Origin of the sequence: Plantactinospora sp. CA-294935 (assembly GCF_050936445.1) — a bacterium.
In the GTDB taxonomy this organism is placed as follows: Bacteria; Actinomycetota; Actinomycetes; order Mycobacteriales; family Micromonosporaceae; genus Plantactinospora.
Window position 1 is genome coordinate 424,307 of the sequence record NZ_JBNJMU010000001.1, and the last position, 26,192, is coordinate 450,498.

Sequence of the window (26,192 nt, forward strand, 5' to 3'; positions counted from 1 at the left end):
AGCGCGCCACCGGGCGACACAGGCGTCACCCCACCCGCACAGCCGATCACGGAATGTCAGATCGGCTACCGAGCGTAGGGCCTTCGCGTCGAGAGTGGAAGCAGGCCGTCACGCTCGGTGGCAAGAGATCGATCGCAAAAACCCGGGCGTGCCGTGCGGGGGTCGCCGACCGCCACTCGGCGACCCCCTTCCAACACCTCGGGAGGGCCCATGTCGTCGTACCCCAGTCACCCGCACCACCCCGACCAGCCGTGCTGGGCCCGGTGGCCGACCCTGGAACTGCCGGTCGTAGCCCCACTCTGGCTGGACGCCCCGAACACCCCGCCACCGGTCGTCCCGGGCCGGCACCGCAACAGCCGCTGGCTCCGCCCACTGCGGCCGGACGAAATCAACGTCGGCGCGATCAGCCGGGCGGGCCTGCGCACTCCGCCCCAGGCGCACCGCGCCCGGAGCGACCGTCGATGACCAGGGGCGAACCACACCGACCGCATGTACCGCAGCGGCCGATCTGGCTCTGCCGGTCGTGTGCGACCGAGTGGCCGTGCCTGACCGCACGCAGCCGGCTGGCCATCGAGTACGCCCGGAACCCGACCGCACTGCTCGTCTACCTCGCCACCATGCTCCACTCGGCAATCGACGACCTCTACCGACTCAACCCGCACCCGGGTCCCGACCCGGCGCGGATGTACGCCAGGTTCCTCGCCTGGGCCAGACCACGATTGCGCATCACCCGGGCCCGCCTCGGGGTCGACGCCGGCGGCAACCACCGGCGGCCCCGGGGCAGGCCGCCCTGAGAACCGCCGCACGCAAGATTCTTGTCGAGTTGTGGCGTGCGACGAACCACAGGTCGCCGAAAATCTTGGGCGCCCTCCCGTCGGAGCGTTACGGGGCTGAGCCGTCTGGGTAACTCCCCTGTGGACACCCACACCGAGGAGGACAAATGGCTTCGCAGACCACCGGCGGGGCGGCCGGGCAGGCGGACGGGTCGGTTCGCGGTACCAACGTGATGGCGATCCTCTCCCTGGTCTTCGCCTTCGTCTTCGCACCACTGGGCATCGTCTTCGGCGTCGTCGCCAAGCGGCAGATCCAGCAGACCGGCGAGCAGGGCAGCGGGCTCGCCAAGGCGGGCTTCTGGCTGGGCATCGTCTTCACCGCACTCACCGTGCTCTGGTTCGTCCTCATCGCCGTCGTCGCGGCGGCCTCGAACGGAAGCTGAGCGCAGCACAGACGGCGCGGGGTGGCCCGTCCGGTCCGGTCACGGGCCGGCGGAGCCACCCCCTGCGGCTTGGCGAGCCGGTAGGTCACCCGCGCCAGCGCCGCCGGCCGAACCAGCCCCGGCCGCCCTCCGGGAACGTGCCGACCGGCGCTCGGACGACCCCGGTCGGCACCGCCGGGGCTCGTGCCGGCCCGGCCACCAGCCGCCACATCCCGCAGTGGCACGACTGGTAGCTCACGATCCCGTCACTGGTCCGGTGGCGTGACCGGGTCCGCCAGAGGTGCCCGTTCTCGTCGTTCATGGTCCGAGCCTGCTGTAATGGCATTGTGCATCTCAACCCTTACGGGCAGGACGCCGTACGACTGATCGCCGACCTGGCCAACGACCCGCCCCGCTCCCTGCCCGACCTGGTACGCCGGTGCGCCGCCGCCGGGCTGGTGCTGGACATGCCGGTCGGCGAGCAGGACCTGACCGTGGCACTGGAACTGGTCGACCAGTGGTCCGAGATCGTCGACGCCACCGAGCCGGCCCAGCGGGCCACCCTGGTCAACCGGCTGCTGGCGGCGGCGTCGGCGTACCCCCGGCTCACCGATCACGGCGGTACCGGATGGCACCTGCACTACCGGGACGAGGGCGTACCGCTCGGTGCGGTGCTGCGGGCCCTGGTCAGCGTCGGTACCGCGCTACACCTCGCCGGGCGGGGAATGTCCCGGCTCGGCCGCTGCGCCGCCGACGGCTGCCGGACCATCTACGTCGACACCTCCCGGGGCGGCCAACAGCGCTACTGCTCGCCCCGCTGTGCCAACCGCGACGCCGTCCGCCGCCACCGAAGCGGCCGAATCCGTTAGATGTTGACGACTATTTGTCGCTCCAACCGCAACAAGTCGTCAAGATCTTGGCGGGGTGGATGTCAGTAGCGGGCGGCGTAGTGCGTCGGGGACTCGCCGAACATCTTCCGGAAGTCGCGGGTGAAGTGCGCCTGGTCGGCGTAGCCGAGTTCGGCGGCGAGCGCGGCCCAGTCGACCGGTTCGCCCCGGGCCAGCCGCTCGGTCACCTCGCGCAGCCGGTAGCGCCGGATCACCCACTTCGGCCCGATCCCGACGTACTCGGCGAAGAGCCGCTGCACTGCCCGAACCCCGATCCCGAGGTACTCGGCGAGCGCGTCCACCCGGTTGATCCGGCCAGTGGCGGCGATCGTGGCGACGATCTCCGCGACCTCCGCCGCCCGGGGATCGGGTTCGGGCCGACGGCGCCGCAGATAGTCCTCCACGGTCGGCACGTCGAGCGGATCGGGCAGGTCGCCCGGAAAGACCTCCGTCGCGTCGATCGACCGGTCCGTGATCGTCGAGACCGGCGCGCCCAGGAACGGCCGGAAGCAGCCCGGCCGGAACGCCACCCCGAAGATCCCGTCGACGCCGGTCAGCACCTTGACCTGGTGTCCGCTGCTGACGCCGTTCACGATCCCGCGACCGCCGCCGAACGTCAGGTGCACGTTCGGGTACGGCACGATCAACTGCCGGTACGGCTCGGGGTACTCCCAGGAGACGACCCAGTAGCGCTCGACGTACGGGGCGAGGTCGGGCGACGGGGTCGGAAAGGCGTGCCGCTGGTATCTGGTCCACGCCCCGCCGAGTTCGCGCATGTCCCTCCGCACGCCCGCCAGGTTATGTCGCGTTCGTTCAAGACGACCGCCGCACCTCGTGGTGTGCTTGCCGACATGCCTGACGCACCGTTCGTGGCCAGGGCGGCCGCACCGCTGATCGAGATCATCCGCCACATCAAGCCCGACCAGCTCGACAACCCCACCCCGTGCGCCGAGTACGACGTCCGGAAGCTGGTCAACCACCTGCTGTTCTGGGGGCCGTCGCTGGAGGGTGCCGGGCGGAAGGAGACCGTACCGCCGCCGGCCGGCAACGAGACGGAGCTGGATCTGACCGGGGGCGACTGGGCGGCCGACCTGACGGCGCTGGTGGAGCGGATCGCCGGTACCTGGGCCGAGCCGGCCGCCTGGGACGGCACCACCCACATGGGCGGCCCGACGGCGCTGCCGGCCGCGCTGGTCGGCGGGATGATCGTGACCGAGCTGGTGGTGCACGCCTGGGACCTGGCGAAGGCGACCGGGCAGCGCCCGAGTTGGGACGACGACCTGCTCGGCTACGTGCACGACGAGGTGGCGAAGACCGCCGAGCAGGGCCGGCAGATGGGTGTCTACGGGCCCGAGGTCGCGGTCCCGGCCGCGGCGCCGGCCCTGGACCGGATCCTCGGAGTCGTCGGCCGCGACCCCACCTGGAGCCGCTGACCCCGCCGATCGGCCCCGGCGGAAGCCGATGATCCGTTGGCCCGTCGACCGGCTTTCCGGCTCAGAGCGGGCCCGGAGTGCCGGTCGTGGCGTCGACGTGGACCAGGAAGAACACCGGTCGGGCGGTGGGAAAGAGCTGCCGGCCATGTTCGTCGACCATCTTCCACCGCACCATGCAGGTGGTCGGCGCGGACGGCGCGATCACGGTGACGGAGACCTCCACCCGCTCGTTCGGCAGCGTGTCACGGATCGGGATCCGTTCCGGACTCCGGCAGCTCCCCGGCTGGGCCGGCACGTCCTCCCGCTGGAGATAGCGGTTGCGCCAGGGCACCGTACCGGCGTTCTGGATCTCCCAGACCTTCACGAAGGTCTCGCCGACCCGTACCCGGGTGCCGTCCGGGACGGTGACGTCGGTGATGAACCGGCTCCGGTCGCCGTCGACCAGCGGTCCGGTCGGCACCCCTGCCGGGGCGGTGGTGGCGGTGCCCGCCGAGGCGGCGCCGATCGGGGCGCCGGACCGCTCGCGGTCGGGCCGGGCGGCGACGAGCAGGGCCACCGCCAGCAGCGTGCCGACCAGGGCCAGCGCCCCCAGCGTGACCGCCCCGCCGAGCCGGGCCGAACCGGGCCGACCCCACCCCGGGCCGAGACGACGACCCCACGCCGCCACCGCCGGGGATCTGCGGGTCAGCGGGACCGATCCGGCTTCCCCGGCGGCTGACGGGCCGGAGCCGGCGGCGGCTGACGGGCCGGAGCCGGCGGGGCGGGCCGACTCCCACTTGGCCCGCCACGCCGTCTCGTTGCCGTGGCAGGCCCGGACGAATTCCCGGGTGGTCTCCCAGGACGGGAAGCGCGTTCCGGAGGCCGCCTCGTGCAGCGTGGTGTGCGAGATCGACCGGGACACCGCGGCCATTCGCCGAAACGACGGATTTCCCGCCCCGGCGCGCAGTCGGCGTAATGCGTCGGCGAATTCGGCGACCGGGTCCGGTGGTTCGGCGGAAATGCGGTCCCGATCCGGGTCGTCGCCGGCACGCATCCAGACCCCCACCTTGTCAGAAGCGTTGTCAGCCCGCGTCAGACCCTACCGTACAACGGGACGGCGGCCGAGCCTCGAAGCACAAGGGACGTCGATCCGACAGCGGAAGATTGGCACTGCCGGATTCGACGACCAATGGAATCGGAAATCGCCTCGGAAGAAAGCGGGAAAGAGAAATGAGAATTCGTTTCGCCGCCACCGTCGGCACGATGCTCACGCTCGCCGTCGCGTCAACCGTCCTCGGCACCTCCACCGCGTACGCGGCCGGGCCGGACGGCGCGGCCGCGCCGCACTGCGCGTACAACGCGGACACCGCGAAACTGGCCTGTGCCGCCACGCCGGAGCAGGCCAGGAGGGACGTGGGGAGCCGGGCCAGCTATCTCGTGGCGCAACTGTGGAAGGACGACGAGTATCAGGGCGGGACGCTGCGCTACTACAAGTCCCGGGCCTGCACCACGACGATGGCCGACCGGGAGATCTCGGTCCCGGTCGTGCCGGCGGGCTGGAACGACAAGCTCACCTCGGTGAAGACCGATCGCAGCACCGCCAGCACCAGGTGCTCGGTACGGATCTACCAGCACGGTCGCTTCACCGGTCCGTCGTTCACCGTCAACCACTACACGCCGAACCTCGGCGGCTTCGGCTGGAACGACCACGCCTCGTCCTGGTACATAAGCTGAGACCGAGCACCGGCGCGTACCGTCCGGGGTGTCCCGTCGTCGGGGCACCCCGGCCCGGCGGTCGTCACCGGGTCGCCGGCCTCGGTGGATTGGTCAGGGTCTGGATCAGGTTCGACGTCGCGATGCCGGTCAGCACACCTACCACGGTGAGCCCGACCACGACCGGTGGCAGCAGGGGTGTCGCCGCCGCCAGACCGGCCAGCAGCAGCAGCCCGACCAACCGGGCCCGGTTCACGTGGGCGAAGACGGTGTAGTCGAGCAGCGCCCGCCCGACCAGGAAGAGTGCCGGGCCGCCCAGGATGACCGCCGCCAGGGCCGGCGGGGTGTCACCGAACGGGCGGCGGATGACGAGTTGACTGGCGACCGAGGTGCCGACGATGCCGGCCACCATGACCAGGTGGACGAAGGCGGTGATCTCGCTGAGCCGGGCCGGGTTGGCGGCGCCGGCGATGGTGCCGGTCATCAACTGCCCGGCCCGGTAGATGTAGATCCGCCAGATCAGCACCGTGGTCGTGAAGACCACCACCAGGGCCACCGCCCGGTCCCGGGTGTAGCGGCCCTCACTGAACTCGCTGCCGATGAGGAAGAGCGACGCCCCGAGCGCGACGATCACGAACTGCCGGTAGCGCTCGGCGACCCGCTCCCCGACGCGCCGGGGTTCCCGGGGCGGCCGGTGCCACGCCCAGGGGGTGGGCCAGCCGAGCACGACGCCGAGGTATTCGACCGCGAGCGCCACCGCCCAGAGCATCGCCCGGGTCCCGGCGTTCGTCTGGAGTCCGCCGACGATCCACGGTACGGCGGCGACCGCCTCCCAGACCATCGTCCGGTGGGTGCGGGTACGCGCCGCGCCCGACGGGACCAGGGTGTAGTAGAGCCCGCTGCCGAAGTGGATCGTCAGGTAGGTGACGGCGAACAGCAGCCCACCCTTGTGGTACGCCTCCGGCACCGTACCGGCCAGCAGCAGGCTGCCCGCCATCACGCCGACGATCTGCGGCACCACCGTCGGCCGGGTCAGGTCCAGCAGGTCACCGGCCCAGGTGGCGAGCGCCCAGATCAGCGTGAACGCCAGGAACAGCACCAGGGCCCGACCGGTACCGCCCCAGCTCAGGTCGTCGAGCAACTCCTGGGTGACGACGATCAGCGCGAAGATGTACGCCAGGTCGAAGAAGAGCTCCAGGTACGTCGGACGGATCGGATCGGGCCGGGCCGAGGCGGGCGCCGGTTCACCTGCCTCGCCGCGCATCGCCATCGATCCGCCCCGTTTCCCTTCCGGCGCGCCCGCCCCGACGGCACCCGCCGGATCTCGTCAACCTGTCCGAGCCGGCCCGGCACGTCACCGCCCCGAGACTAGAGGTTTCGCGCTCTGATAACGCCTGGTTTTGTAGGTTTAGGGGGAGTCGGGAGTCCGGCCCCGCCGGGTGCGAGCCGATGCCTCGGGGAGGTTGGCAGGAGGCCAGAAAACCCGTGACGACCAGCGAGTTGCCGAGGATCCTCCGCCGGCGCGGCGAGCCCGAGTACCCGACCTTCCTGGAGCTCTTCTTCGACCTGGTCTACGTGTTCATGCTCTCCCGGCTCTCGCAGGGGCTGGCCGAGGATCCCAGCGTCCGCAACGCGGCGCAGATGGCCGTGCTGCTGCTCGCGGCGTGGTGGGTCTGGGTCTTGACCGCGTGGCTCACCGACCTGTTCAATCCCCGGCTACCGGTGATCCAGGCCCTGGTCCTCGTCGTCATGTTCGGCACCCTGGTGATGGCGGTCGCCGTACCGAGGGCCTTCGGCGAGCTGGGCTTCGTCTTCGTCGCGGCGTACTTCGGCATCCACCTGGCCCGGGGCGCGGTGCTGATCCCGGGTACCCGGGTGCACCGGGCGATCCAGGCCCGCAGCGTCCGGGTCTTCTTCTGGTTCGTCGTCACCGCCGGGCTGTGGGTCGGCGGCGTGTTCGCCGAGGGTACGGCCCGCTTGGTGCTCTGGGCGGCGGCGGTCGCGGTGGACCTCGGATCGGCCCGGTTCGGCTGGCCCACCCCGCGACTCGGTCGCACCGAGCTGGCCAGTCAGATCTTCACCGGCAACCACCTGGCCGAGCGGCATCGGGAGATCTTCCTCATCGCGCTCGGCGAACTGATCCTGACCGCCGGCACCGGTCTCGCCCTACCCCGCACCGGGGAGATCCGGCTCGCCGTCTGCGCGGTGGCCTTCGGCAACGCCGTACTGCTGTTCCTGCTCTACTTCCACCGCATTGAGCAACTGCTGTCCCCCGGTAACGTGTCGTCGGTGGAACGGGTCCGGCCGGGCACCTCGACCTCGTACACCCACCTGGTGATGGTGGCGGGCACCGTGGTGGTGTCCGCCGGCACCACCCTGGTGCTCGGCCGTCCGCTCGGTCCGGCGCCGGTGGCCTGGATAGTCACCCTGCTCGGCGGCCCGGTGCTCTTCCTGCTCGGCACCTGCCTGTTCGACTACGTGGTGACCGGCCGGATCTTCCGGCCCCGCCTGGTCGCGATCCTCACGCTCGTCGCGATCGGCCCGGCGATGCCGCTGCTCCCACCGCTCGGGATCATGGTCGTGGCGAACCTGGTCCTGCTGGTCACCCTGCTGGCCGAGTTGACCGTGCTGGGGCACCGGCTGCCCGGAAGTCCCCGACCGGCCTGACCGACCCGTCCGACCGGCACGGAATGGCGATCGCCGGCTGCCCGGTTCGGGTGCGGGGCCGCCCGCTACGGGCGGCCCGACTCCGGCAGTACCTTGGCGATCACCTTCGCCAACGCCCGCAGTGCCTTGCCCCGGTGACTGATCGCGTCCTTCTCCTCCGGGGAGAGTTCGGCGTTCGTCCGGTCCTGCCCGTCGGCGAGGAAGATCGGGTCGTAGCCGAAGCCGCCCTCGCCACGGGGCGCCCGCAGCAGTCGTCCGGTCTGCCGGCCGTCGACCAGGTGCTCCTTGCCGCCCGGCAACACGAGGGCCACCGCGCAGACGAAGGCGGCGCCCCGGTGCTCGTCGGGTACGTCCGCGATCTGCGCGAGTACCAGCTCCAGGTTGGCCCGGTCGTCGCCATGCCTGCCGGACCAGCGGGCGCTGAACACCCCGGGCATGCCGTTCAGGGCGTCCACCGCCAGCCCGGAGTCGTCGGCGATCGTCGGCAGGTTGCTCCACTTGACGCCTTCGCGCGCCTTGAGCAGGGCATTCTCCCCGAAGGTCAGTCCGGTCTCCGGAACCTCCTGGTACTGCGCGACGTCGGCCAGCCCGACGAGCTGGATGCGCTGCGGGCCGAGGGCGTGGTCGAGGATCCGCTGGAGTTCGGTCAGCTTCTTGGCGTTCCGGGTCGCCAGCAGCACCTTGGTCATTCGGCCAGCGCCTTCCGCTGGGCGTCGGTCAACTCGGCGCAGCCGAGCACACCGAGGTCGAGCAGCGCGTCGAGCTGCTCGCGGGCGAAGACGCCGGCCTCGCCGGTCCCCTGCACCTCGACGAAGTCCCCGGTGCCGGTGCATACCACGTTCATGTCCACCTCGGCCGCCACGTCCTCAAGGTAGTTCAGGTCGAGTCGCGGCTCACCCTCCACCACGCCGACGCTGACCGCCGCCACCGACCGGTGCATCACCTTCGCCGGCTTGCCGGCCAACGCCTTCCGCTCGGCCAGCCAGCTCACCGCGTCGTGCAGCGCGACGTACGCCCCGGTGATCGCGGCGGTCCGGGTGCCGCCGTCGGCCTGCAACACGTCGCAGTCCAGCACGATCGAGTTCTCGCCGAGCGCCTTCAGGTCGATGCAGGCCCGCAGGCTCCGGCCGACCAGCCGGGAGATCTCGTGGGTACGGCCACCGATCTTGCCCCGGACGCTCTCCCGGTCCGAGCGGGTGGTGGTGGAGCGGGGCAGCATCGAGTACTCGGCGGTGACCCAGCCCAGGCCGGAACCCTTGCGCCAGCGCGGCACCCCTTCGGTGACACTCGCCGTGCAGAGCACCCGGGTATCGCCGAACTCGACGAGTACGGATCCCTCCGGATGGATGCTCCAGCGTCGGGTCAGGGTCACCGGTCGGAGTTGGTCGGGCCGCCGCCCGTCAGGTCGCGCCATCCCCGCAGCCTATGTGCTCGCCCGATCGGGCCGTCCGAGGGTGCCCCGGGCGTCCGCGTTCCGGGTCCGCCCCGGGCGTCCGCGTTCCGGGTCCGCCCCGGGAGGGTGGCGGCGGATCGGTGCGTCGGGCGTGCAGATCTCGGGGACTAGACCTCGTACCGGGCGCCGGGCCGGACCACCTCGACCGGGCCGGCGAAGGCGGAGAGCGCCGCCTCGTGGGTCACCGCTTCACTGCCCCAGGCGGCGACCAGGTGGGTCAGCAGCAGCTTGCCCACCTCCGCCTTGGCGGCGGCCTCGCCCGCCTCGCGCCCGGTCAGATGCAGGTCGGGCGGGTTCTCCACCCCGTCCAGATAACTCGCCTCGCAGAGGAACAGGTCGGCGCGGTGGGCCAGGCGGAGCAGCGACTCGCAGGGGGCGGTGTCCGAGGAGTAGCAGAGCGACCGGCCGCCGTGCTCCAGCCGCACCCCGTAGGTTTCCACCGGATGGTTGACCCGGTCGACGGTCACCGCGAACGGCCCGATGGGGAACGTCCCGGGTTGCAGGCCGTAGAAGGTGTAGACGTCGTCGAGCAGGCCCTCCTCCAGGCTGTACGCGTTGGCGAGCCGGTCCGGCGCGCCGCTCGGGGCGTACACCGGCAGCGGCGGGTAGGGGCCGTCCGGGGCGTACCGCCGCACCACGATGTACGGGACCGCGTCGAGGATGTGGTCGCCGTGCAGGTGGGTCAGCAGGATCGCGTCGACCGCTTTCAGCCCGACATAACGTTGTAATGCGGAGAGCGAGCCCGAGCCGAAGTCGAGCAGCAGCCGGAAGCCGTCGGCCTCGACCAGGTAGGCCGAACAGGCCGCTTCGGGGCCCGGGAAACTGCCCGCACAGCCGAGGATGGTCAGTCGCATCAAGTCGCCCCGCCATTACAGATGGTCACGGACAGCCCGCCGACCAACGCGTAAACGATCAATGCCGGAAGGTCTGTCACGGTGCGCAGCCTACGCCGCGACACCTGGGCACAAGAAAGATCTGGGTACAGTTGTCGTCAACGTGACATCCGGTCTGGGCGACCCGGCCCGGTACGGGTTAGACGCCGCAAACGGCCCGACCGTTACGTTCCGTCACCTTCGGCGGGCATGTCGGTATCCGCTTCCGGCCCCGCCGAAAACACCCTCGGTCACCGTCGGCTCGATGCCCTTGAGGTCCAGCACGCCGGTCTCGGGATGGGCAGCCGGGTCCAGCGCGTGTCCCCCGGTCGCCGTCATCAGCGCCAGCACGGCGTCCGCGTCCCGCGCGCGGAAGTAGTCGTACAGCACGCCCATCGAAGACCTCCCCGGTGGTCCCGCCACCGTCGCGGTCGCGGTCGGGAAGATCAGACCACCGGGGTACGACAGCGGGCCGGAACCCCGCCGGCCGGGTCAGACCACCGGGGTACGACAGCGGGCCGGAACCCCGCCGGCCGGGTCGGTTCGGTGCACCGCGCCCGGCCGGACGGGTTCGCCGGTCAGGCCCAGAGCTGGCCGTCCAGGGCATCCTCGGCGTCGGCGAGGGTGCCGCCGTAGGCGCCGGTCGACAGGTATTTCCAGCCGCCGTCGGCGACCACGAACGCGACGTCGGCCCGGCGGCCGGCCTTGACCGCCTCGTGCGCCACGGCGAGCGCGGCGTGCAGGATCGCCCCGGTGGAGAATCCGGCGAAGATCCCCTCCACCTCGACGAGCTGCCGGGTACGCAGCACCGCGTCCCGGGTACCGACCGAGAAGCGCCGGGTCAGCACGCGGGCGTCGTACAGCTCCGGGACGTAGCCCTCGTCGATGTTGCGCAGCCCGTAGACCAGTTCGCCGTACCGGGGCTCGGCGGCGACGATCTCGATCTCGTCGACCTTCTCCCGCAGGTAGCGCCCGGTCCCCATCAGGGTGCCGGTGGTGCCCAGCCCGGCGACGAAGTGCGTGATCGTGGGCAGGTCGTGCAGCAGCTCCGGACCGGTGGTCTCGTAGTGCGCCTGCGCGTTGCCCGGATTGCCGTACTGGTAGAGCATCACCCAGTCGGGGTGCTCGGCGGCGATCTGCTTGGCGGTCGCCACCGCCTGGTTGGAGCCGCCGGCGGCCGGCGAAAAGATGATCTCGGCGCCGTACATCCGGAGCAGTTGGACCCGCTCCGCCGAGACGTTCTCCGGCATCACACAGACCAGCCGGTAGCCCCGGAGCTTCGCCACCATGGCCAGCGAGATCCCGGTGTTTCCGCTGGTCGGCTCAAGGATCGTGTCACCCGGCCGGAGCCGGCCGGCCCGCTCGGCCTCGCGGACCATGAACATCGCCGGCCGGTCCTTGATGCTGCCGGTCGGGTTCCGGTCCTCCAGCTTCGCCCAGAGCCGCACCGGCGGTGCCCCGTCGGGCACCGTCGGCGACAGGCGGGGCAACCCCACCAGCGGAGTACCGCCGCACGCGTCGAGCAGGCTCTCGTACCGCGTCATGGCGGCCTCCTCAGCGGGCGGCGGACGAGGCGGGCACCGACGTGCCGTGCCCGAAGATCGCGGCTGCCGCGGCGAAGCCGAACGCGCCGCCGGCCACGGCCGGCAGGATGGTGACGGTGTCCCCGTCGGAGAGCTTGGCGTCCAGTGCGCCGAGGAACCGGACGTCCTCGTCGTTGACGTAGACGTTGACGAAGCGGTGCAGTGCACCCTGCTCGGTGACCAGCCGGCCACGCAGGCCGGCGTATTTGCCGTCCAGGTCGGACAGGAGTTCGTTGATGGAGTCGCCGGACCCCTCGACGACCTTGGCGCCGCCGGTGTAGCTGCGCAGGATGGTGGGGATGCGAACCTCGATGGCCATGACTGATGTGCTCCTTGGAACGACGGAGTTGGGGAACGGACTACGAAAACGGCTGCTGAGCTGCGGAAGTCAGCGGCCGGAACACTCGTAGTCGACCGTCGCCGGGCTCTGCCCGAACATGTACGACTGCACGGCGTTCGGGTCCACCGTGGCGTCGACGACCCTGACCGGCTCCTCGGTCACCACCCCGTCCACGATCCGGAACGAACGGATCTCCTCGGTCTCCGGATCACGGGTGGAGACCAGCAGATAGTGCGCGCCCGGCTCTCCGGCGAAGGAGACGTCGGTGCGGGACGGATAGGCCTCGGTCGCGGTGTGCGAGTGGTAGATGACCACCGGCTCCTCGTCGCGATCGTCCATCTCCCGCCAGACCCGCAACTGCTCCATCGAGTCGAACTCGTAGAACGTCATGGACCGTGCGGCGTTCACCATCGGAATGTGCCGGGTCGGGGTGTCGGCGCCGGTCGGGCCGGCGACCACGCCGCACGCCTCGTCGGGGTGGTCCCGGCGGGCGTGCGCGACGATCGCCTCGACTATCGACCGGTCGATGCTCAGCACAGGCCCAGCCTACCGCCTGTCGGCCCGGCCGGGAGCGGTCGACCTCGGCCGACGGGAGTGGCCGACCTCACGTGATCCCACGTGGCGGGCGGTGCCAGCCTGTGACAGAAAGAGTGCGACGGGAACGGCCCGGTCGTGCCGGGCCGCCGGCCGGGTGTCCGAGTGGAGGAGGCAGTGCGATGAACTCACGCCGCATCGGGAGCACCGAGGTGAGCGCCATCGGTCTCGGCGGCATGCCGATGTCGATCGAGGGACGGCCGGACGAGGAACGCGCGATCCGTACCGTCCACGCCGCGCTGGATGCCGGCGTCACCCTGATCGACACCGCCGACGCCTACCACCTGCACGCCGACGAGGTGGGGCACAACGAGTCGCTGATCGCGAGGGCGCTGGCCAGCTACGGCGGGGACACCTCCGGGGTACTGGTCGCCACCAAGGGCGGGCACCTGCGCCCCGGCGACGGGAGCTGGTCGGTGAACAGCTCACCGGACTACCTCAGGAGCGCCTGCGAGGCGTCCCTCAAGCGGCTCGGGGTGGAGGCGATCGGGCTCTACCAGCACCACCGCCCCGACCCCAAGGTCCCGTACGCCGACGCGATCGGCGCGGTCCGGGACCTGGTCGACGCCGGCAAGGTCCGGATGGCCGGCATCTCCAACGCCAACCCGGAGCAGATCCGGCAGGCCCGGGAGATCCTCGGCGACCGACTGGTCTCGGTGCAGAACCAGTACTCCCCGGCGTTCCGCAGCTCGGAGCCGGAGCTGGCGCTCTGCGAAGAGTTGGGCCTGGCCTTCCTGCCCTGGTCCCCGCTGGGCGGGATCTCCCGGGCCGGCGAGCTGGGCAGCCGGTTCGCGCCGTTCGCCGAGGTCGCCGCCGCCCGGGGCGTCAGCCCGCAGCAGGTCTGCCTGGCCTGGCTGCTGGCCAGGTCGCCGCAGGTGATCCCGATCCCCGGATCGAGCCGGCCGGAGACGATCCGGGACTCGGTGGCCGCCACCGAACTCCAGCTCGACCCGGACGAGCTGGCCGCCCTCGACCGGGCCTGAACCACCCGGACACCCTGCGGCTGCTGCGCGCCGCGGCGGCGAGCACGGTGCGCCGGGTGGTGCTCACGTCGTCCCTCGCCGCGATCATCTACGGGCACGGACCCGCACCGAACCGGCGCCGGCGCACGCGCACGAAGCGCGGCGCCGGCGTGGGCGGTCAGTCGGCGAGCTTGCCGTCGACCAGCGCGGTGAGCAGCGACTCCTGGAGATAGCCCAGGTAGGCGTAGATGGAGAGCTGGAAGACCCGGGTCGAGGTCGGGTCGTGCAGCACCGCGTCGTCCAGCTCGTCGCCGAGGTCGGTGTCGGCGGAGATGTCCAGGCGTACGCCCATGGCCAGCCGGGCGTCGTTGAGGGCCCGCAGCCACGCCTCGGCGGCCTCCGCGTCGAGGCGTACCTCGCCGCCGGTAACCGGGGGCAGCGCCGCGAGTACCGCGCCCGCCTGGTCGATCTTGCCGGTCTTCAGGTCGCCCTCGGTGTACTGCCGGAACTCGGCCGAGTCACCCGGGCTCTCCGGATAGGTGTCCGGGAACAGCCGCCCGACGACCGGGTCGGAGTGGTCGAAGCCGTCGGTGAGCAGGCCGACCACCTCGGAGGCGACCTTGCGGAGCACCCGCACCTCGTCGGCGGCGAACGTGGCGACGCAGTGCTCGCCCTGTCGACGAAACGTACTCACGCCCGGTCCACCGTCGCCCACAGCCCGTACGCGTGCAGTTGGGACGCGTCGTGCTCCATCCGCTCGCGGGCGCCGCTGGACACCACCGCCTTGCCCTTGTTGTGCACGTCGAGCATCAGCTTCTCGGCCTTCTCGTGGCTGTAGCCGAAGAGTTTCTGGAACACCCAGGTCACGTACGACATCAGGTTGACCGGGTCGTCCCAGACGATCGTCACCCATGCCCGGTCGGCGACCGGCACGTCTTCGGTGTCCGGCGCGTCGACCGGTGCAACCTGTGGAGCCGCCATGCCCCCCATCGTGCCACCGTCGACGGCGTAGCGAGGAACCGGAACGCCGCCCGGGCGCGAACCGGGCTCGTTCAGGCGAGCAGACGACCGTGCCGGACCGCCTCGGCCAGCACGTCGGTGAGCGAGTCGGCGACCGCCTCGAACCGCCGGGACACCTCGCGGCACAGCTCCAGCTCGGTCTCCCGCAGCGCCCGGCCGAGCCAGGACCGCGCCTGGATCGGATCGGCCCGGAACGGGTTGCGCCAGTACTGGTAGCAGCCGCCGGAGAGGCCGACCCCGAGCGGCGGCAGGATGGCCCCGGCAGTACCGCCGGGATAGCCCGCCAGCGCGCCGACCGCACCCAGCCCGAGTACCGTCTCGACCTCGCCGGTCTCCCGGATCAGCAGTACCCGGTCGAAGTCCCGGGCGGCCCGGTCGTCGGCGAGTCCCCAGCCGACCGCGGCGGCGGCACGCAGCCGTACGCCCTCGTCCGGCACCCCGCCGAAGACCAGGGCGAGCGACTCGCCCAGCATCTTGTCCACACCCGCATCGCAGGCCGCCACCACCTCCAGCGACAGCGCCTCGACCTCCCGGTCGAGCAGCCCGGGCAGTCCCGGTACGCCGGCACCGCCGACCACCTCGCGCACGCCGCGCAGATGGATGGCGGCAATCTCCAGTGCGATGTCCCGGCGGAGCTGGTGGGCGAGGCCCCGGGACCGCCGCTCCAACCGGTCGGCCCAGTCGGAGGTCCGGGCGGCCGGCGCGACCGGAACCGTCCGGGTGGCCCCGGGCGCGACCGGCGGGGTGAGGCTGGCCCGGCGCAGCCCCTCGGCACTTGCCCAGTCGATCAGGGCCCGGCGCAGGTAGGCAGTGTCGGCGGCGGCCGGGTCGAGGTCGATCCAGTCCACTCCGGCGAGCGCGGGCACCGCGGCGACCAGGGTGGCCCGGCGCGCCTCCAGCCAGCCGGCCGACGACCCGTCGGCTGCCGGTTCCTCGTCGTCCTGGCCGGGCACCGCGAACCCGCTGACGGTGGCCGCCGCGGAACCGGTGGAGTACGCCGGGGTGCGCCCGACGGCGTCCGCCGGACCGCACCCGGCGGCCCAGCCGTCGGCGGCGCCCGGGGTGCCGACCAGGAAGACCGCGGCCTCCTCCGCCACCTCGGCGAGCAGGTCCAGCTCGGCGGTGGCGACCGGCTGGTCGTCGGGGAGTACGTAGAGCAGCGCGCCGCCCCGGCGCACGGCGTCGCGGACCACCCGGATGCCGGCCACACCGAGCGTGCCGGTGTCCGGTGCGTCGACCAGGGTGAAGTGCCGCAGCAGCGGGTCGGGCACGGTCAGCTCGACCCGGCGCGGCGGGCGGGCCAGGGCCGGGCCGGCACCGACCGGCTCCGGGCGGTACTCCCGGGAGGAGCGCAGCCCGGGCACGTAGGCGGCGCCGCCGACCGACGGCGCGTAGTCGACCACCAGGAAGCTCCCCGCCGGGACCCGCAGCGGTGGCGCGGCGGCGCCGAGCAGTCCGGCGAGTACGGCCCGGCGGTCCTCGCCGGACGGCCCGACCGTGATCACGGCGAGCGGTTCGTCGGGTGGGGACTCGACCAGCGCCGGTTCGTCGCCCGGCGTACGGCGGGGCGTCCGGGGGCCGGGCGCTCCCGGCGGCCCGGAGACGGGGAGCGACCGGAACTCCATCGCCGTCTGCACCTCCCAGCCGACCGGAACACTCCGGCCGGACCGCTGCCGTCGGCGCGGCTCGACCGGTGGTGTTGGCCGAGGTCCCGCCGAATATCGGAACGCTACGTGTCGATGCCCGTACGCTACGAGCATCAACGATACTCATGGATGGCCGCGCGGCTACTCAAATTCATTGAGTCACCAGACGCGCGCGGATGGCATCCGGTCTATATGCTGCCCCGATGGGGCGGTGGAGCTTCGTTGGTCGAACGGATGAACTCAACCGGTTGGTGAGTGCCGCCACCAGCCCGGGCAGCCGAGGCATCTTCTTCAGCGGCACCGCCGGGGTCGGCAAGAGTCGCCTGCTCAGCGAGGGGCTGGCGGCGCTGCCCGCGCGCGGCTGCGCCGTCTGGTCAGCCTCCGCCAACATCGCCACCGCCGGCATCCCGTTCGGCGGGCTCGCCCAGGTACTCCCGACCGACCAGCCCGCCGGCCTCTCCCCGGCCGGCATCATGCGCTGGGCCGTCGACGCGCTGCACCAGCAGGCGGCGGGCCGGCGGATCGTGATCGGCATCGACGACGCGCACCTGCTCGACCCCTCCTCGGCCGCCCTGGTCTATCTGATCGCCCGCTCCGACAACGCGACGGTGCTCGGCACGCTGCGCAGCGGCGAGGCGGTGCCGCTGCCGATCCGCGCGTTGTGGACGGACGACCTGGTCGACCACGCCGAGCTGGCCCCGCTGACCCCGGACGACAGCAACGACCTGCTCACCGCGATGCTCGGCGACCCGGTGGACGGGCCCTCGGCGGACCGGCTCTACCGGCTCTCCGAGGGCAACGCCCTGATGCTCCGCGAGCTGGTCATCGCGGCGCACGCCAGCGACGAGCTGACCCGGACGTACGGCGTCTGGCAGTGGACCGGCCGCAGCCAGCTTCCGGCCAGCCTCGACGAGCTGATCGACGCCCGGATCGGCCAGCTCGACCCGGGCGTACGCGCGGTGGTCGAACTGGTCGCGATGGGCGAGCCGATCGGGCTGACCCTGCTGCACCGGGCGACCGACGGCTCCAGCGTGGAGACCGCCGAGGAGCGCGGCCTGATCCGGGTCGACGTGCGCGACCGCCGCTCGGACGTCCGGCTCGCCCACCCGCTCTACGGCGAGGTGGTCCGGCGGCGCTGCCCGGTCACCCGGGCCCGCCGACTCAACGCGCACCTCGCCGAACTGGTCGAGCGGGCCGGCACCCGGCGCCGCGACGACCTGCTCCGGGTGGCGGTCTGGCGGCTCGACTCCGGTACCGCGCAGGATCCGGCCCTGCTGCTGCGCGCCGGCGGGCAGGCGTTCAGCCAGTTCGACGTACCGCTCGCCGCCAGGCTGGCCCGGGCCGCCTTGCAGGCCGGCGGCGGCTACCAGGCCGCCGAGCTGCTGGCCACCATCCTGATGTTCGGCGACCAGGCCGAGGAGGCGATCCGGGTGCTCGACTCGGTCGCCGACCAGATCTCCTCGGACGAGCGGCGCAGCCGGTGGCTGACCGTACGCGGCATGGTCTCGTACTGGGGACTCAACCGGGAGTCCACGGTGGCCGAGATCGCGGCCGACGCGGCACGGTTGACCGATCCGGCCGACCGGGCCCGGGTGGTCGCCTTCGAGGCGATCATGCGACTGCACCGGCTGGAGTGCGCCGCGGCGCTGCGGCTGAGCCGCTCCGTACTGGACCGGCCGGCCGCCACGGTGGCCGCCCGGGGCCTGGCCCGGTGCACCATCGCGCACCTCCAGGCCGCCCGGGGCGAGCTGACGCTCAGCGGCCGGGCCGTCGACGGGGTGGCCGCCGAGGCCGCGCAGTGGCGGGCCGAGATGCCCTACCTGCAACTCGCGCTGGAACTGGCCCGGGGCACCCGGCTGGCGCTCGCCGGCGACCTGGCCGGGATCGACGCGATCGTCGCCGCCGAGTTCGCCGACCTGGCCGACGCGGGCGACTTCCGGCTCGGCTCCGGCTATCTCTCGATCCTGCGCGCCCAGGCCGCCCGGCTGCGCGGCCAGACCGGTGAGGCGCTGCGGACCAGCCTCGGTGCCTGTGCCGTCCTCGCCACCAGCCGGGTCTTCGCCGGGCTGGCCCACGCCGAGCGGGCCCAGGCGGCGGCGATGCGCGGCGACGTCGACTCCGCGGTCGAGGCGATGGCCGAGTCGGACCGGTCGCAGACCTCCGGGATGGCCGTGCTCTACCCCTGGCTCGAACAGGCCCGGGCCACCGTGCAGGCCGCCACCGGCGACCTCGGCAGCGGCGTCGGCACGCTCCGCGAGCTGGTACACCGGCTCCAGGCGGACGGTTTCGCCGGGCACGAGGTGCTGGCCCTGCACGACCTGGTGCGGTTCGGCCGGGCCGACATCGAGGTCGGCGAGCCGACCGTCACCGGCCGGCGGCGGACCGTGGCCCAGCGGCTGACCGAGCTGAGCGAGACGGTCGACGGCCCGCTGCCGGCGCTGATGGCCCGGCACGCCCGGGCCGAGTACGGCCACTCCGGCGACCAACTGCTCGCCGTCGCGGAGGGCTTCGCCGAACTCGACCTCAACGTCTTCGCGGCCGAGGCGACCAGCCGGGCGGTGACCCGGCTCCGGGCGGCCCGGTCGAACCGGTCGCACGAGGCGAACCTGCGACTCGCCGGGCTGCTCCGGCGCTGCGACGTGCTGCGTACGCCCGCACTGTCGGTACGCCAGCCGGCGCTGACCGAGCGGGAGCGGCAGATCGCCAGGCTGGCCGCCCGGGGGCTGGCCAGCCGGAACATCGCCGAGCAGCTCTACATCTCCACCCGCACCGTGGAGAACCACCTCCAGCGGGTCTACAACAAACTCGGCGTGGCCGGTCGCGGGGAACTGTGGCCGGCGCTGAAGGCGATACCCGAGCAGGAGAGCGAGCCCGACCGCTGACCGGGAACCGGGAACCGGGAACCGGGAACCGGGAACCGGGGCGACGGGACGGCAACGCGACGCGACAACGGGACGACGAGGCGACAGCACGACAGCACGACGGCACGACGGCACGACGGCACGACGGCACGACGAGGCGACGAGGCGACGAGGCGACGAGGCGACGAGGCGACAACGGCGCGGCGCGGCCGGTGTTGCGGGCCGGCGCGGACGCTCGGGGTGCCGGTGCGGCTCCCCGTGACGACCGGCGACCGGCGGCGGCACGGCACGCTTAGGCTGGCGTGGTGCACAGTTCCCGCCCCGCGCTGCTCACCGACCACTACGAGCTGACCATGGTCAGCGCCGCCCTCCGGGACGGCACCGCCGACCGGCACTGCGTCTTCGAGGTCTTCACCCGCCGGCTGCCGACCGGTCGCCGCTACGGCGTGGTCGCCGGCACCGCCCGGCTGGTCGACCTGCTGGCGGATTTCCGGTTCGACGAGGCGGACGTCGCCTTCCTCCGGAACAGCGGAGTGGTCGACGAGCCGACCGCCGAGTGGCTGTCGAGATACCGGTTCAGCGGCGACATCGACGGCTATGCCGAGGGCGAACTCTACTTCCCCGGCTCGCCGATCCTGACCGTCTCCGGCACCTTCGCCGAGTGCGTACTGCTGGAGACGCTGACGCTGTCGGTGCTCAACCACGACTCGGCGATCGCGGCGGCGGCGGCCCGGATGGTCACCGCTGCCCGCGGCCGTACGCTGATCGAGATGGGTGCCCGACGGGCCAACGAGGAGGCGGCGGTGGCCGCGGCCCGGGCCAGTTACCTGGCCGGATTCGGCTACACCTCCAACCTGGCCGCCGGGCAGCGCTACCGGATACCGACCGCCGGCACCGCCGCGCACGCCTTCACGCTGCTGCACGACGACGAGCCGACCGCGTTCGCCTCGCAGGTCGCGGCGCAGGGCAAGAGCACCACGCTGCTGGTCGACACCTACGACATCGCCCAGGGCATCCGGAACGCGATCGCGATCGCCGGGCCCGACCTGCGGGCGGTGCGGATCGACTCCGGCGACCTCGCGGTGCTGGCCCAGCACTCGCGGGAACTCCTGGACTCGCTCGGCGCCACCGAGACCAAGATCATCGTCTCCGGCGACCTCGACGAGTACGCCATCGCCGCGCTCGCCGCCGAGCCGGTCGACATGTACGGCGCCGGTACCGCCGTGGTGACCGGCTCCGGCGCCCCGACCGCCGGGCTGGTCTACAAGCTGGTCGAGGTGGACGGCCGCTCGGTGGTCAAGCGCTCCGAGCACAAGGCGACCGTCGGCGGGCGCAAGGTCGCCGTCCGGCGGCACAAGCCGAGCGGTACGGCGACCGAGGAGGTCGTCGTCTCGCAGGGCGGACCCGCACCGCAGCCCGGTGACCGGGCGTTGCAGCGGCGGTACGTCACTAACGGCGAGCCGGAGCCGCTGCCGAGCCTGACCGAGTCACGGGAGCACCTGCGGCAGTGCCTGATCTCCATCCCCTGGGAGGGACTCAAGCTCTCGGCGGGTGACCCGACCATCCCGGTCACCGTCGTCTCCGCCGACCAGCCGGAAGGGTAGCGATGAGCCGAGCGTTGATCATCGTCGACGTACAGAACGACTTCTGCGAGGGCGGATCCCTCGCCGTGGCCGGCGGCGGCGCGGTGGCGGCCGGGATCTCCCGGCTGCTCGCAGCCGCTCCGGACCGCTGGGAGCACGTGGTGGCGACCAAGGACCACCATGTGGATCCGGGTGCGCACTTCGGTGACCCACCCGACTACGCCACCTCCTGGCCCCGGCACTGCGTCGTCGGCACCGAGGGCGCGCAGTTCCATCCGGACCTGGCCACCGAGCGGGTCGAGGCGGTGTTCCGCAAGGGCGCGTGGGCGGCGGCGTACTCCGGCTTCGAGGGCAGCACCGCAGACGACGAAGGGCTGGCCGACTGGCTGCGGCGGCGCTCGGTCGACACCGTCGAGGTGGTCGGGATCGCCACCGACCACTGTGTCCGGGCCACCGCGCTGGACGCGGCCCGGGAGGGCTTCGCCACCACCGTACTGCTCGACCTGACCGCCGGGGTCGACCCGGAGACGACCGATGCGGCGCTGGCCATGCTCCGCGAGGCCGGCGTCACCCTGCACGGCACGCCCCGGACCGGCGGGAACCCGTAGCGGGTACGTCGTACCGGCCGGGCAGGATGGCCGGGGAGGTGACGTACCCGATGAAGCTCACGCCCTACCGGGACGCCCTGGCGCTGCCCGGGGTCCGGCCCCTGATGCTGCTCGCCCTGCTGGTCCGGGTCCCCAAGACCATGACCCTGCTGGCGCTCACCCTCTACGTGGTGGAGCACCTCGGGCACGGGTACGCGGCGGCCGGGCTGGCCGGTGCCGCCATGACGGTCGGCTCCGCGCTCGGCGCGCCGGTGCTGGGCCGGCTGGTCGACCGCCGGGGGCTCCGGCCGGTACTCGTGCTGACCACCGTCGCCGAGGCCGCGTTCTGGTTCAGCTCGCCACTCATGCCGTACCCGGTGCTGCTGGGCGGGGCGCTGCTGGGCGGCCTGCTGACCCTGCCGGTCTTCTCGGTGATCCGGCAGTCGATCGCCGCGCTGGTGCCGGCGGAGCGGCGCCGGCCGGCGTACGCGCTGGACTCGATGTCGGTGGAACTGTCGTTCATGGTCGGGCCGGCCGTGGCGGTGCTGCTGGCGACGAGCGTGTCGCCCCGGGCCACCCTGCTGGTGGTCGGCGCCGGCATCGTCTTCTCCGGCCTGGCGCTGGTCTGGCTCGACCCGCCGACCCGGGACGACCGCGAGCCGGTTGCGTCGGGTAAGCCGCCGTCCCGGCGGGACTGGTTGACGCCCCGACTGGTCGGGATGCTGGCCATCACCACCGCCGCCACCCTGGTGCTCGGCGGCACCGACGTCGCCGTGGTGGCGGTGCTGCGCGCCGCCGACCAGGTGCACTGGACCGGCGTGGTACTCGGCGTCTGGGCCGTCTACTCCCTGGTCGGCGGCTTCATGTACGGCATGGTGACCCGGCCGCTCCCGCCGCTGGTGATCGTCCTGCTGCTCGGGATCTGCACCATTCCGGTCGGGCTCGGCGGTGCCCAGTGGTGGACGCTGGGCCTCGCCCTGCTGCCGGCCGGGGTGCTCTGCGCGCCGGCGCTCGCCGCCACCTCCAACGCGGTGAGCCAGCTCGCCCCGTCCGGTGCCCGTGGTGAGGCGATGGGGTTGCAGAACTCGGCCCTCACGGTCGGACTGGCCCTCGGCGCACCACTGGCCGGCGCGGTCATCGACGCCTCCGAGCCGGCCTGGGGGTTCGCCGCCACCGGCCTGGTCGGCACGCTGCTCGGGCTGGCCGTCCTGCCCGTCGAGTTGCGCCGTCGGCGCGCGGCCGTCGGAGCCGGCCCGACGGCACCGGACGCCGAACCCGCACCGGACGCCGATCCGGTCCCGCCACCCGCGCTGCGGGCCCCAGCCGAACCCTGAGCGCCGCTCGGCGCGGCGAGGGCGTGACGACCGCCGACTGGATGCTCGACCTTGCTGCACAGCATCGGCGCCGGACCCTGAGCGCCGCTCGGCGCGGAGTCCGGCGGGCAGACGCGCTCGCGGCCGGCACCGGAGGGCTGCTCCGGTGCCGGCCGCGAGATCGAAGGGGGTGGGGCTACCGCTGGTCGATGTTGCTGGCGGTGTCCTCGGTGTAACTGGCGCCGTGGTCGGACTCGCTGGTCAGCGGCTTGGCGCCACCCTCCGGCGGGCCGGCCAGCGACTGCCCGCCGGCAGCCAGCTCCGGGAACTTCGCGTCGAAGGCCGGCCGCTCGGAGCGGATCCGGGGCATCCGGTCGAAGTTGCGCAGCGGCGGCGGCGAACTGGTCGCCCACTCCAGCGAGTTGCCGTGACCCCACGGGTCGTCGACCTCCACCACCGGACCGGCCTTGTAGGACTTCCACACGTTGTAGAGGAACGGCAGGGTCGAGATGCCGGTGATGAACGAACCGATCGTGGAGATCATGTTCAGCGTGGTGAACCCGTCCAGCGGCTGGTAGTCGGCGTACCGCCGGGGCATGCCCTCGTTGCCGAGCCAGTGCTGCACCAGGAACGTGGTGTGGAAACCGATGAAGGTCAGCCAGAAGTGCACCTTGCCGAGGCGCTCGTCCAGCATCCGGCCGAACATCTTGGGGAACCAGAAGTAGATGCCGGCGTACACGGCGAAGACGATGGTGCCGAAGAGCACGTAGTGGAAGTGCGCCACCACGAAGTACGAGTCGGAGACGTGGAAGTCGACCGGCGGGCTGGCCAGCAGTACGCCGGTGAGACCGCCGAAGAGGAAGGTGACCAGGAAGCCGACCGACCAGAGCATCGGGGTCTCGAAGCTGATCTGGCCCCGCCACATCGTGCCGATCCAGTTGAAGAACTTCATGCCGGTCGGCACCGCGATCAGGAAGCTCAGGAACGAGAAGAACGGCAGCAGCACCTGGCCGGTGGCGAACATGTGGTGCGCCCACACGCTCATCGACAGCGCCGCGATCGCGATGGTCGCGCCGACCAGCCCCTTGTAGCCGAAGACCGGCTTGCGGGAGAAGACCGGGATGATCTCGCTGATGATGCCGAAGAACGGCAGCGCGACGATGTAGACCTCGGGGTGCCCGAAGAACCAGAAGAGGTGCTGCCAGAGCATCGGGCCACCGGTGGCGGCGTCGAAGACGTGCGCGCCGAGGATCCGGTCCGCGGCGAGCGCGAAGAGGGCCGCCGCCAGCAGCGGGAAGACCATGATCACCAGGAGGCTGGTGACCAGGATGTTCCAGGTGAAGATCGGCATCCGGAACATCGTCATGCCGGGCGCCCGGAGCGTCAGGATCGTGGTGATCATGTTGACGCCACCGAGGATCGTGCCCAGACCGGAGATGGCCAGGCCGACGATCCACATGTTCGCGCCGACCCCGGGCGAGTGCTCCACGTTGCTCAGCGGGGTGTACGCGAACCAGCCGAAGTCGGCCGCGCCGCCGGGGGTGAGGAAGCCGCCCAGCGCCAGCGTCCCGCCGAACAGATAGAGCCAGTACGCGAAGCTGTTCAGCCGGGGGAACGACACGTCCGGGGCGCCGATCTGGATCGGCACCACGAAGTTCGCGAACGCGAAGACGATCGGCGTCGCGAAGAACAGCAGCATGATCGTGCCGTGCATGGTGAAGAGCTGGTTGTACTGCTCCGGCGACAGGAACTGGAGTCCTGGCCGGGCCAGCTCGGCGCGCATCAGCAGCGCCATCAGGCCACCGATCATGAAGAACGCGAACGCCGTGACCATATACATGATCCCGATCTGCTTCGCGTCCGTCGTACGCAGCAGCCGCGTGAGTGCCGAGCCCTTGACCGGCTGGCGGACCGGCCAGGGCCGGGTCACGATCGGCTTGGGTGCGACGGTGGTCACGAGTGGCCTCCGGTTCTCGTTAGTCCCACTCGGCACGCGCTGTTGATCTGCGAGCCGTACCTCGCAGGCAGAATAGTCCCCGGCAGCGGCGGGTCCGTCCTCGGGTACGCCCCGACCCGCGGGGACCGCCCCACCAGCCCGCCCGGCACCGCCGCGCGGGGCGGCGGAACCCGCCGTCAGCCGGTTCGCCGCGCGGGCCGCGGTGCCCTGGGCGGGTCGCCGTGCGCGCAGCACCCTGCTCCGCGCACCGCCCGCTCCGGACCCGTGGCCGCGCCCCGCTCCGGACCAGCTGTCCGGGCACCGTCACGCCGGGTCGACGAGGAGCCGGTAGTGCTCCTGGAAGATCCGGTTGCCCCGGATCCGCAACAGCGGGTCGCGCAGCGGCGGGGGTACGTCCCGGGTCCGGTCGCGGTCGCGGGTCCGGTCCAGCACCCACTTGATCCGGGGCCGGCGCCGGCTCTCGTAGCTGTCCAGCGCCTCGGGCACACTCGCCGACCGGGACAGCGAACGGGCCAGCACCACCGCGTCCTCCAGGGCCATCGCGGCGCCCTGGGCCAGCGTCGGCGCCGTGGCGTGTGCGGCGTCACCGACCAGCACCACCCGGCCCCGGGACCAGGCGCCCAGTTCCACCTCGTCGGTACGGGTCACCTGCACCCGGTCCATCGCGGCCAGGATGGCCGGCACCGGGCCGCCGTACCCGCCGAACAGTTCCCGTAGCCGGGCCAGCGGGTCGGCCGGTGGCGCGCTGCCGACCTCGTCGGCGTAGCAGTGCAGCCGGCCGGCGCCCATCGGTACCGCGACGAACGCGGCCCGCTCGCCGAGCAGCCCGGTCCAGTCGTTGAGCGGCGGCCCGCCGCTGACCACGCCGCGGTAGCCGACATGCCCCGCCGGCCGGGCCGGGCCACCGAGCGCGGCCAGCGCGCGGACCGCCGAGCGGCGCCCGTCCGCACCGACCACCAGGTCGTACTCGGCACGACTGCCGTCGCCGAAGGTGACCGTGACGCCGTCCCGGTGCAGGTCGAGGGCGCGGACCTCGGTGTCGTACCGCACCTCGCCGCCGGCCCCGCTCAGCAGCACCCGGTGCAGGTCGGATCGGGGCAGCGCCCGGCACTCGCCGACCCCCGACCAGAGTTTGTCGAGGTCGACCTCGCAGAGTTCCCGGCCCTGCGCGTCGAGGAACCGCTGGCAGCGGATGACCTGACCGAGCGGTCGCACCGGATCGTCCAGCCCGATCTCCCGCAGCGCCCGCTCGGCGTTGCCGGGCAGGTAGAGACCGATCTCGGGGGCACCGGTCCCGGACGACCGCTCGGTGACCTCCGGCCGGAACCCGGCGAGCCGGAGCGTACGCGCGACCGCCAGGCCGGCGATCCCCGCGCCGACGACGAGAACGCGCAGGTGGGATGCGGCCATCTGGTGACGCCTCCGGAGGGATCGGCACGCGTTGAAGGCAAGACACTACTCCGCGCTATCACTCCAACGGAAGATCCGAACGGATGTGCCCAGCTCACGGCCGGGTCACCGGCATCGGCCACAAGATCAGCGGTATC

Annotated in this window: 28 protein-coding genes; 12 read left to right on the top strand and 16 right to left on the bottom strand. The window is 72.2% G+C overall.

The window, feature by feature from the left end; genetic code table 11:
- Positions 1 to 210: 210 nt before the first annotated feature.
- The 3 genes from ACQEVC_RS01940 to ACQEVC_RS01950 all read left to right on the top strand — a co-directional run bounded on the left by ACQEVC_RS01940 (position 211) and on the right by ACQEVC_RS01950 (position 1,216).
- Positions 211 to 465, top strand: coding sequence for a hypothetical protein (locus ACQEVC_RS01940; protein ID WP_432872756.1), 255 nt, complete (start codon positions 211 to 213; stop codon positions 463 to 465).
- Complete coding sequence (locus ACQEVC_RS01945; protein ID WP_432872757.1) at positions 462 to 794, top strand: hypothetical protein; 333 nt, start codon at positions 462 to 464, stop codon at positions 792 to 794. The genes ACQEVC_RS01940 and ACQEVC_RS01945 overlap by 4 nt, the downstream gene beginning before the upstream one ends.
- Positions 795 to 940: 146 nt before the next feature.
- Complete coding sequence (locus ACQEVC_RS01950) at positions 941 to 1,216, top strand: DUF4190 domain-containing protein (RefSeq protein WP_432872759.1); 276 nt, start codon at positions 941 to 943, stop codon at positions 1,214 to 1,216.
- 85 nt (positions 1,217 to 1,301) lie between these two features.
- On the opposite strand, the gene ACQEVC_RS01955 is transcribed toward ACQEVC_RS01950, so the two are convergent.
- Positions 1,302 to 1,517: a hypothetical protein gene (locus tag ACQEVC_RS01955; protein ID WP_432872761.1), complete on the bottom strand. Its 216-nt coding sequence runs from the start codon at positions 1,515 to 1,517 to the stop codon at positions 1,302 to 1,304.
- 25 nt (positions 1,518 to 1,542) lie between these two features.
- On the opposite strand from ACQEVC_RS01955, the gene ACQEVC_RS01960 reads away from it, so the two are divergent.
- A complete protein-coding gene (locus ACQEVC_RS01960; protein WP_432872763.1) occupies positions 1,543 to 2,064 on the top strand; it encodes a CGNR zinc finger domain-containing protein in 522 nt (173 codons plus the stop codon).
- A gap of 62 nt (positions 2,065 to 2,126) precedes the next feature.
- On the opposite strand, the gene ACQEVC_RS01965 is transcribed toward ACQEVC_RS01960, so the two are convergent.
- Complete coding sequence (locus ACQEVC_RS01965; RefSeq protein ID WP_432872765.1) at positions 2,127 to 2,870, bottom strand: AraC family transcriptional regulator; 744 nt, start codon at positions 2,868 to 2,870, stop codon at positions 2,127 to 2,129.
- A 63-nt stretch (positions 2,871 to 2,933) separates the two neighbouring features.
- Between ACQEVC_RS01965 and ACQEVC_RS01970 the strand changes: the two genes are divergently transcribed.
- A complete protein-coding gene (locus tag ACQEVC_RS01970) occupies positions 2,934 to 3,515 on the top strand; it encodes a TIGR03086 family metal-binding protein (RefSeq protein WP_432872767.1) in 582 nt (193 codons plus the stop codon).
- A gap of 61 nt (positions 3,516 to 3,576) precedes the next feature.
- Here the strand turns inward: ACQEVC_RS01970 and ACQEVC_RS01975 are convergent, their stop codons facing one another.
- Complete coding sequence (locus ACQEVC_RS01975) at positions 3,577 to 4,425, bottom strand: NBR1-Ig-like domain-containing protein (protein ID WP_432872769.1); 849 nt, start codon at positions 4,423 to 4,425, stop codon at positions 3,577 to 3,579.
- Between the two features lie 299 nt (positions 4,426 to 4,724).
- On the opposite strand from ACQEVC_RS01975, the gene ACQEVC_RS01980 reads away from it, so the two are divergent.
- Positions 4,725 to 5,228, top strand: a complete 504-nt coding sequence (locus ACQEVC_RS01980) for a hypothetical protein (protein ID WP_432872771.1) — start codon at positions 4,725 to 4,727, stop codon at positions 5,226 to 5,228.
- Between the two features lie 64 nt (positions 5,229 to 5,292).
- Here the strand turns inward: ACQEVC_RS01980 and ACQEVC_RS01985 are convergent, their stop codons facing one another.
- Positions 5,293 to 6,471 (bottom strand): low temperature requirement protein A, encoded by a 1,179-nt coding sequence (locus ACQEVC_RS01985; protein WP_432872772.1) that lies wholly within the window; start codon positions 6,469 to 6,471, stop codon positions 5,293 to 5,295.
- A 221-nt stretch (positions 6,472 to 6,692) separates the two neighbouring features.
- On the opposite strand from ACQEVC_RS01985, the gene ACQEVC_RS01990 reads away from it, so the two are divergent.
- Entirely contained in the window at positions 6,693 to 7,874 is a 1,182-nt protein-coding gene (locus ACQEVC_RS01990; protein WP_432872774.1) for a low temperature requirement protein A, read from the top strand.
- A 65-nt stretch (positions 7,875 to 7,939) separates the two neighbouring features.
- Here ACQEVC_RS01990 and rdgB read toward each other — a convergent pair whose 3' ends face one another.
- From rdgB to ACQEVC_RS02025, 7 genes are all read right to left on the bottom strand, one after another.
- Positions 7,940 to 8,563 carry an RdgB/HAM1 family non-canonical purine NTP pyrophosphatase gene (gene rdgB / locus ACQEVC_RS01995; RefSeq protein ID WP_432872776.1) on the bottom strand — a complete coding sequence of 208 codons (624 nt, stop codon included), beginning with the start codon at positions 8,561 to 8,563 and terminating at the stop codon, positions 7,940 to 7,942.
- Positions 8,560 to 9,288, bottom strand: a complete 729-nt coding sequence (gene rph, locus ACQEVC_RS02000; RefSeq protein ID WP_432872778.1) for a ribonuclease PH — start codon at positions 9,286 to 9,288, stop codon at positions 8,560 to 8,562. The genes rdgB and rph overlap by 4 nt, the downstream gene beginning before the upstream one ends.
- Positions 9,289 to 9,434: 146 nt before the next feature.
- Positions 9,435 to 10,181, bottom strand: coding sequence for an MBL fold metallo-hydrolase (locus ACQEVC_RS02005; RefSeq protein ID WP_432872780.1), 747 nt, complete (start codon positions 10,179 to 10,181; stop codon positions 9,435 to 9,437).
- A 213-nt stretch (positions 10,182 to 10,394) separates the two neighbouring features.
- Positions 10,395 to 10,595 (bottom strand): hypothetical protein, encoded by a 201-nt coding sequence (locus ACQEVC_RS02010; RefSeq protein ID WP_432872782.1) that lies wholly within the window; start codon positions 10,593 to 10,595, stop codon positions 10,395 to 10,397.
- 182 nt (positions 10,596 to 10,777) lie between these two features.
- Positions 10,778 to 11,743 (bottom strand): PLP-dependent cysteine synthase family protein, encoded by a 966-nt coding sequence (locus tag ACQEVC_RS02015; protein ID WP_346259419.1) that lies wholly within the window; start codon positions 11,741 to 11,743, stop codon positions 10,778 to 10,780.
- A gap of 10 nt (positions 11,744 to 11,753) precedes the next feature.
- Entirely contained in the window at positions 11,754 to 12,101 is a 348-nt protein-coding gene (locus ACQEVC_RS02020; protein WP_432872784.1) for a MoaD/ThiS family protein, read from the bottom strand.
- Positions 12,102 to 12,170: 69 nt separating this feature from the next.
- Positions 12,171 to 12,659: a Mov34/MPN/PAD-1 family protein gene (locus ACQEVC_RS02025; RefSeq protein ID WP_432872786.1), complete on the bottom strand. Its 489-nt coding sequence runs from the start codon at positions 12,657 to 12,659 to the stop codon at positions 12,171 to 12,173.
- 179 nt (positions 12,660 to 12,838) lie between these two features.
- On the opposite strand from ACQEVC_RS02025, the gene ACQEVC_RS02030 reads away from it, so the two are divergent.
- Positions 12,839 to 13,699, top strand: coding sequence for an aldo/keto reductase (locus tag ACQEVC_RS02030; protein ID WP_432872788.1), 861 nt, complete (start codon positions 12,839 to 12,841; stop codon positions 13,697 to 13,699).
- Between the two features lie 157 nt (positions 13,700 to 13,856).
- Here ACQEVC_RS02030 and ACQEVC_RS02035 read toward each other — a convergent pair whose 3' ends face one another.
- The 3 genes from ACQEVC_RS02035 to ACQEVC_RS02045 all read right to left on the bottom strand — a co-directional run bounded on the left by ACQEVC_RS02035 (position 13,857) and on the right by ACQEVC_RS02045 (position 16,323).
- Complete coding sequence (locus ACQEVC_RS02035) at positions 13,857 to 14,393, bottom strand: DUF2017 domain-containing protein (RefSeq protein WP_346259422.1); 537 nt, start codon at positions 14,391 to 14,393, stop codon at positions 13,857 to 13,859.
- Positions 14,369 to 14,659, bottom strand: coding sequence for an ATP-dependent Clp protease adapter ClpS (gene clpS, locus ACQEVC_RS02040; protein ID WP_318401841.1), 291 nt, complete (start codon positions 14,657 to 14,659; stop codon positions 14,369 to 14,371). The genes ACQEVC_RS02035 and clpS overlap by 25 nt, the downstream gene beginning before the upstream one ends.
- A 71-nt stretch (positions 14,660 to 14,730) precedes the next feature.
- Positions 14,731 to 16,323: a hypothetical protein gene (locus ACQEVC_RS02045; RefSeq protein WP_432872790.1), complete on the bottom strand. Its 1,593-nt coding sequence runs from the start codon at positions 16,321 to 16,323 to the stop codon at positions 14,731 to 14,733.
- Positions 16,324 to 16,547: 224 nt separating this feature from the next.
- On the opposite strand from ACQEVC_RS02045, the gene ACQEVC_RS02050 reads away from it, so the two are divergent.
- The 4 genes from ACQEVC_RS02050 (at position 16,548) to ACQEVC_RS02065 (ending at position 22,709) form a co-directional block, all read left to right on the top strand.
- On the top strand, positions 16,548 to 19,226 hold the full coding sequence (locus ACQEVC_RS02050; RefSeq protein WP_432872792.1) for a LuxR C-terminal-related transcriptional regulator: 2,679 nt from the start codon (positions 16,548 to 16,550) through the stop codon (positions 19,224 to 19,226).
- 284 nt (positions 19,227 to 19,510) lie between these two features.
- Positions 19,511 to 20,809, top strand: a complete 1,299-nt coding sequence (locus ACQEVC_RS02055) for a nicotinate phosphoribosyltransferase (protein WP_432872794.1) — start codon at positions 19,511 to 19,513, stop codon at positions 20,807 to 20,809.
- Positions 20,810 to 20,811: 2 nt separating this feature from the next.
- Complete coding sequence (locus ACQEVC_RS02060; protein ID WP_432872796.1) at positions 20,812 to 21,396, top strand: isochorismatase family protein; 585 nt, start codon at positions 20,812 to 20,814, stop codon at positions 21,394 to 21,396.
- Between the two features lie 26 nt (positions 21,397 to 21,422).
- Positions 21,423 to 22,709: an MFS transporter gene (locus ACQEVC_RS02065; protein ID WP_432872798.1), complete on the top strand. Its 1,287-nt coding sequence runs from the start codon at positions 21,423 to 21,425 to the stop codon at positions 22,707 to 22,709.
- Between the two features lie 175 nt (positions 22,710 to 22,884).
- Here ACQEVC_RS02065 and ctaD read toward each other — a convergent pair whose 3' ends face one another.
- Positions 22,885 to 24,645, bottom strand: coding sequence for an aa3-type cytochrome oxidase subunit I (ctaD, locus tag ACQEVC_RS02070; protein WP_432872800.1), 1,761 nt, complete (start codon positions 24,643 to 24,645; stop codon positions 22,885 to 22,887).
- 303 nt (positions 24,646 to 24,948) lie between these two features.
- Positions 24,949 to 26,055: an FAD-dependent monooxygenase gene (locus tag ACQEVC_RS02075; protein ID WP_432872802.1), complete on the bottom strand. Its 1,107-nt coding sequence runs from the start codon at positions 26,053 to 26,055 to the stop codon at positions 24,949 to 24,951.
- Positions 26,056 to 26,192 lie beyond the last annotated feature (137 nt).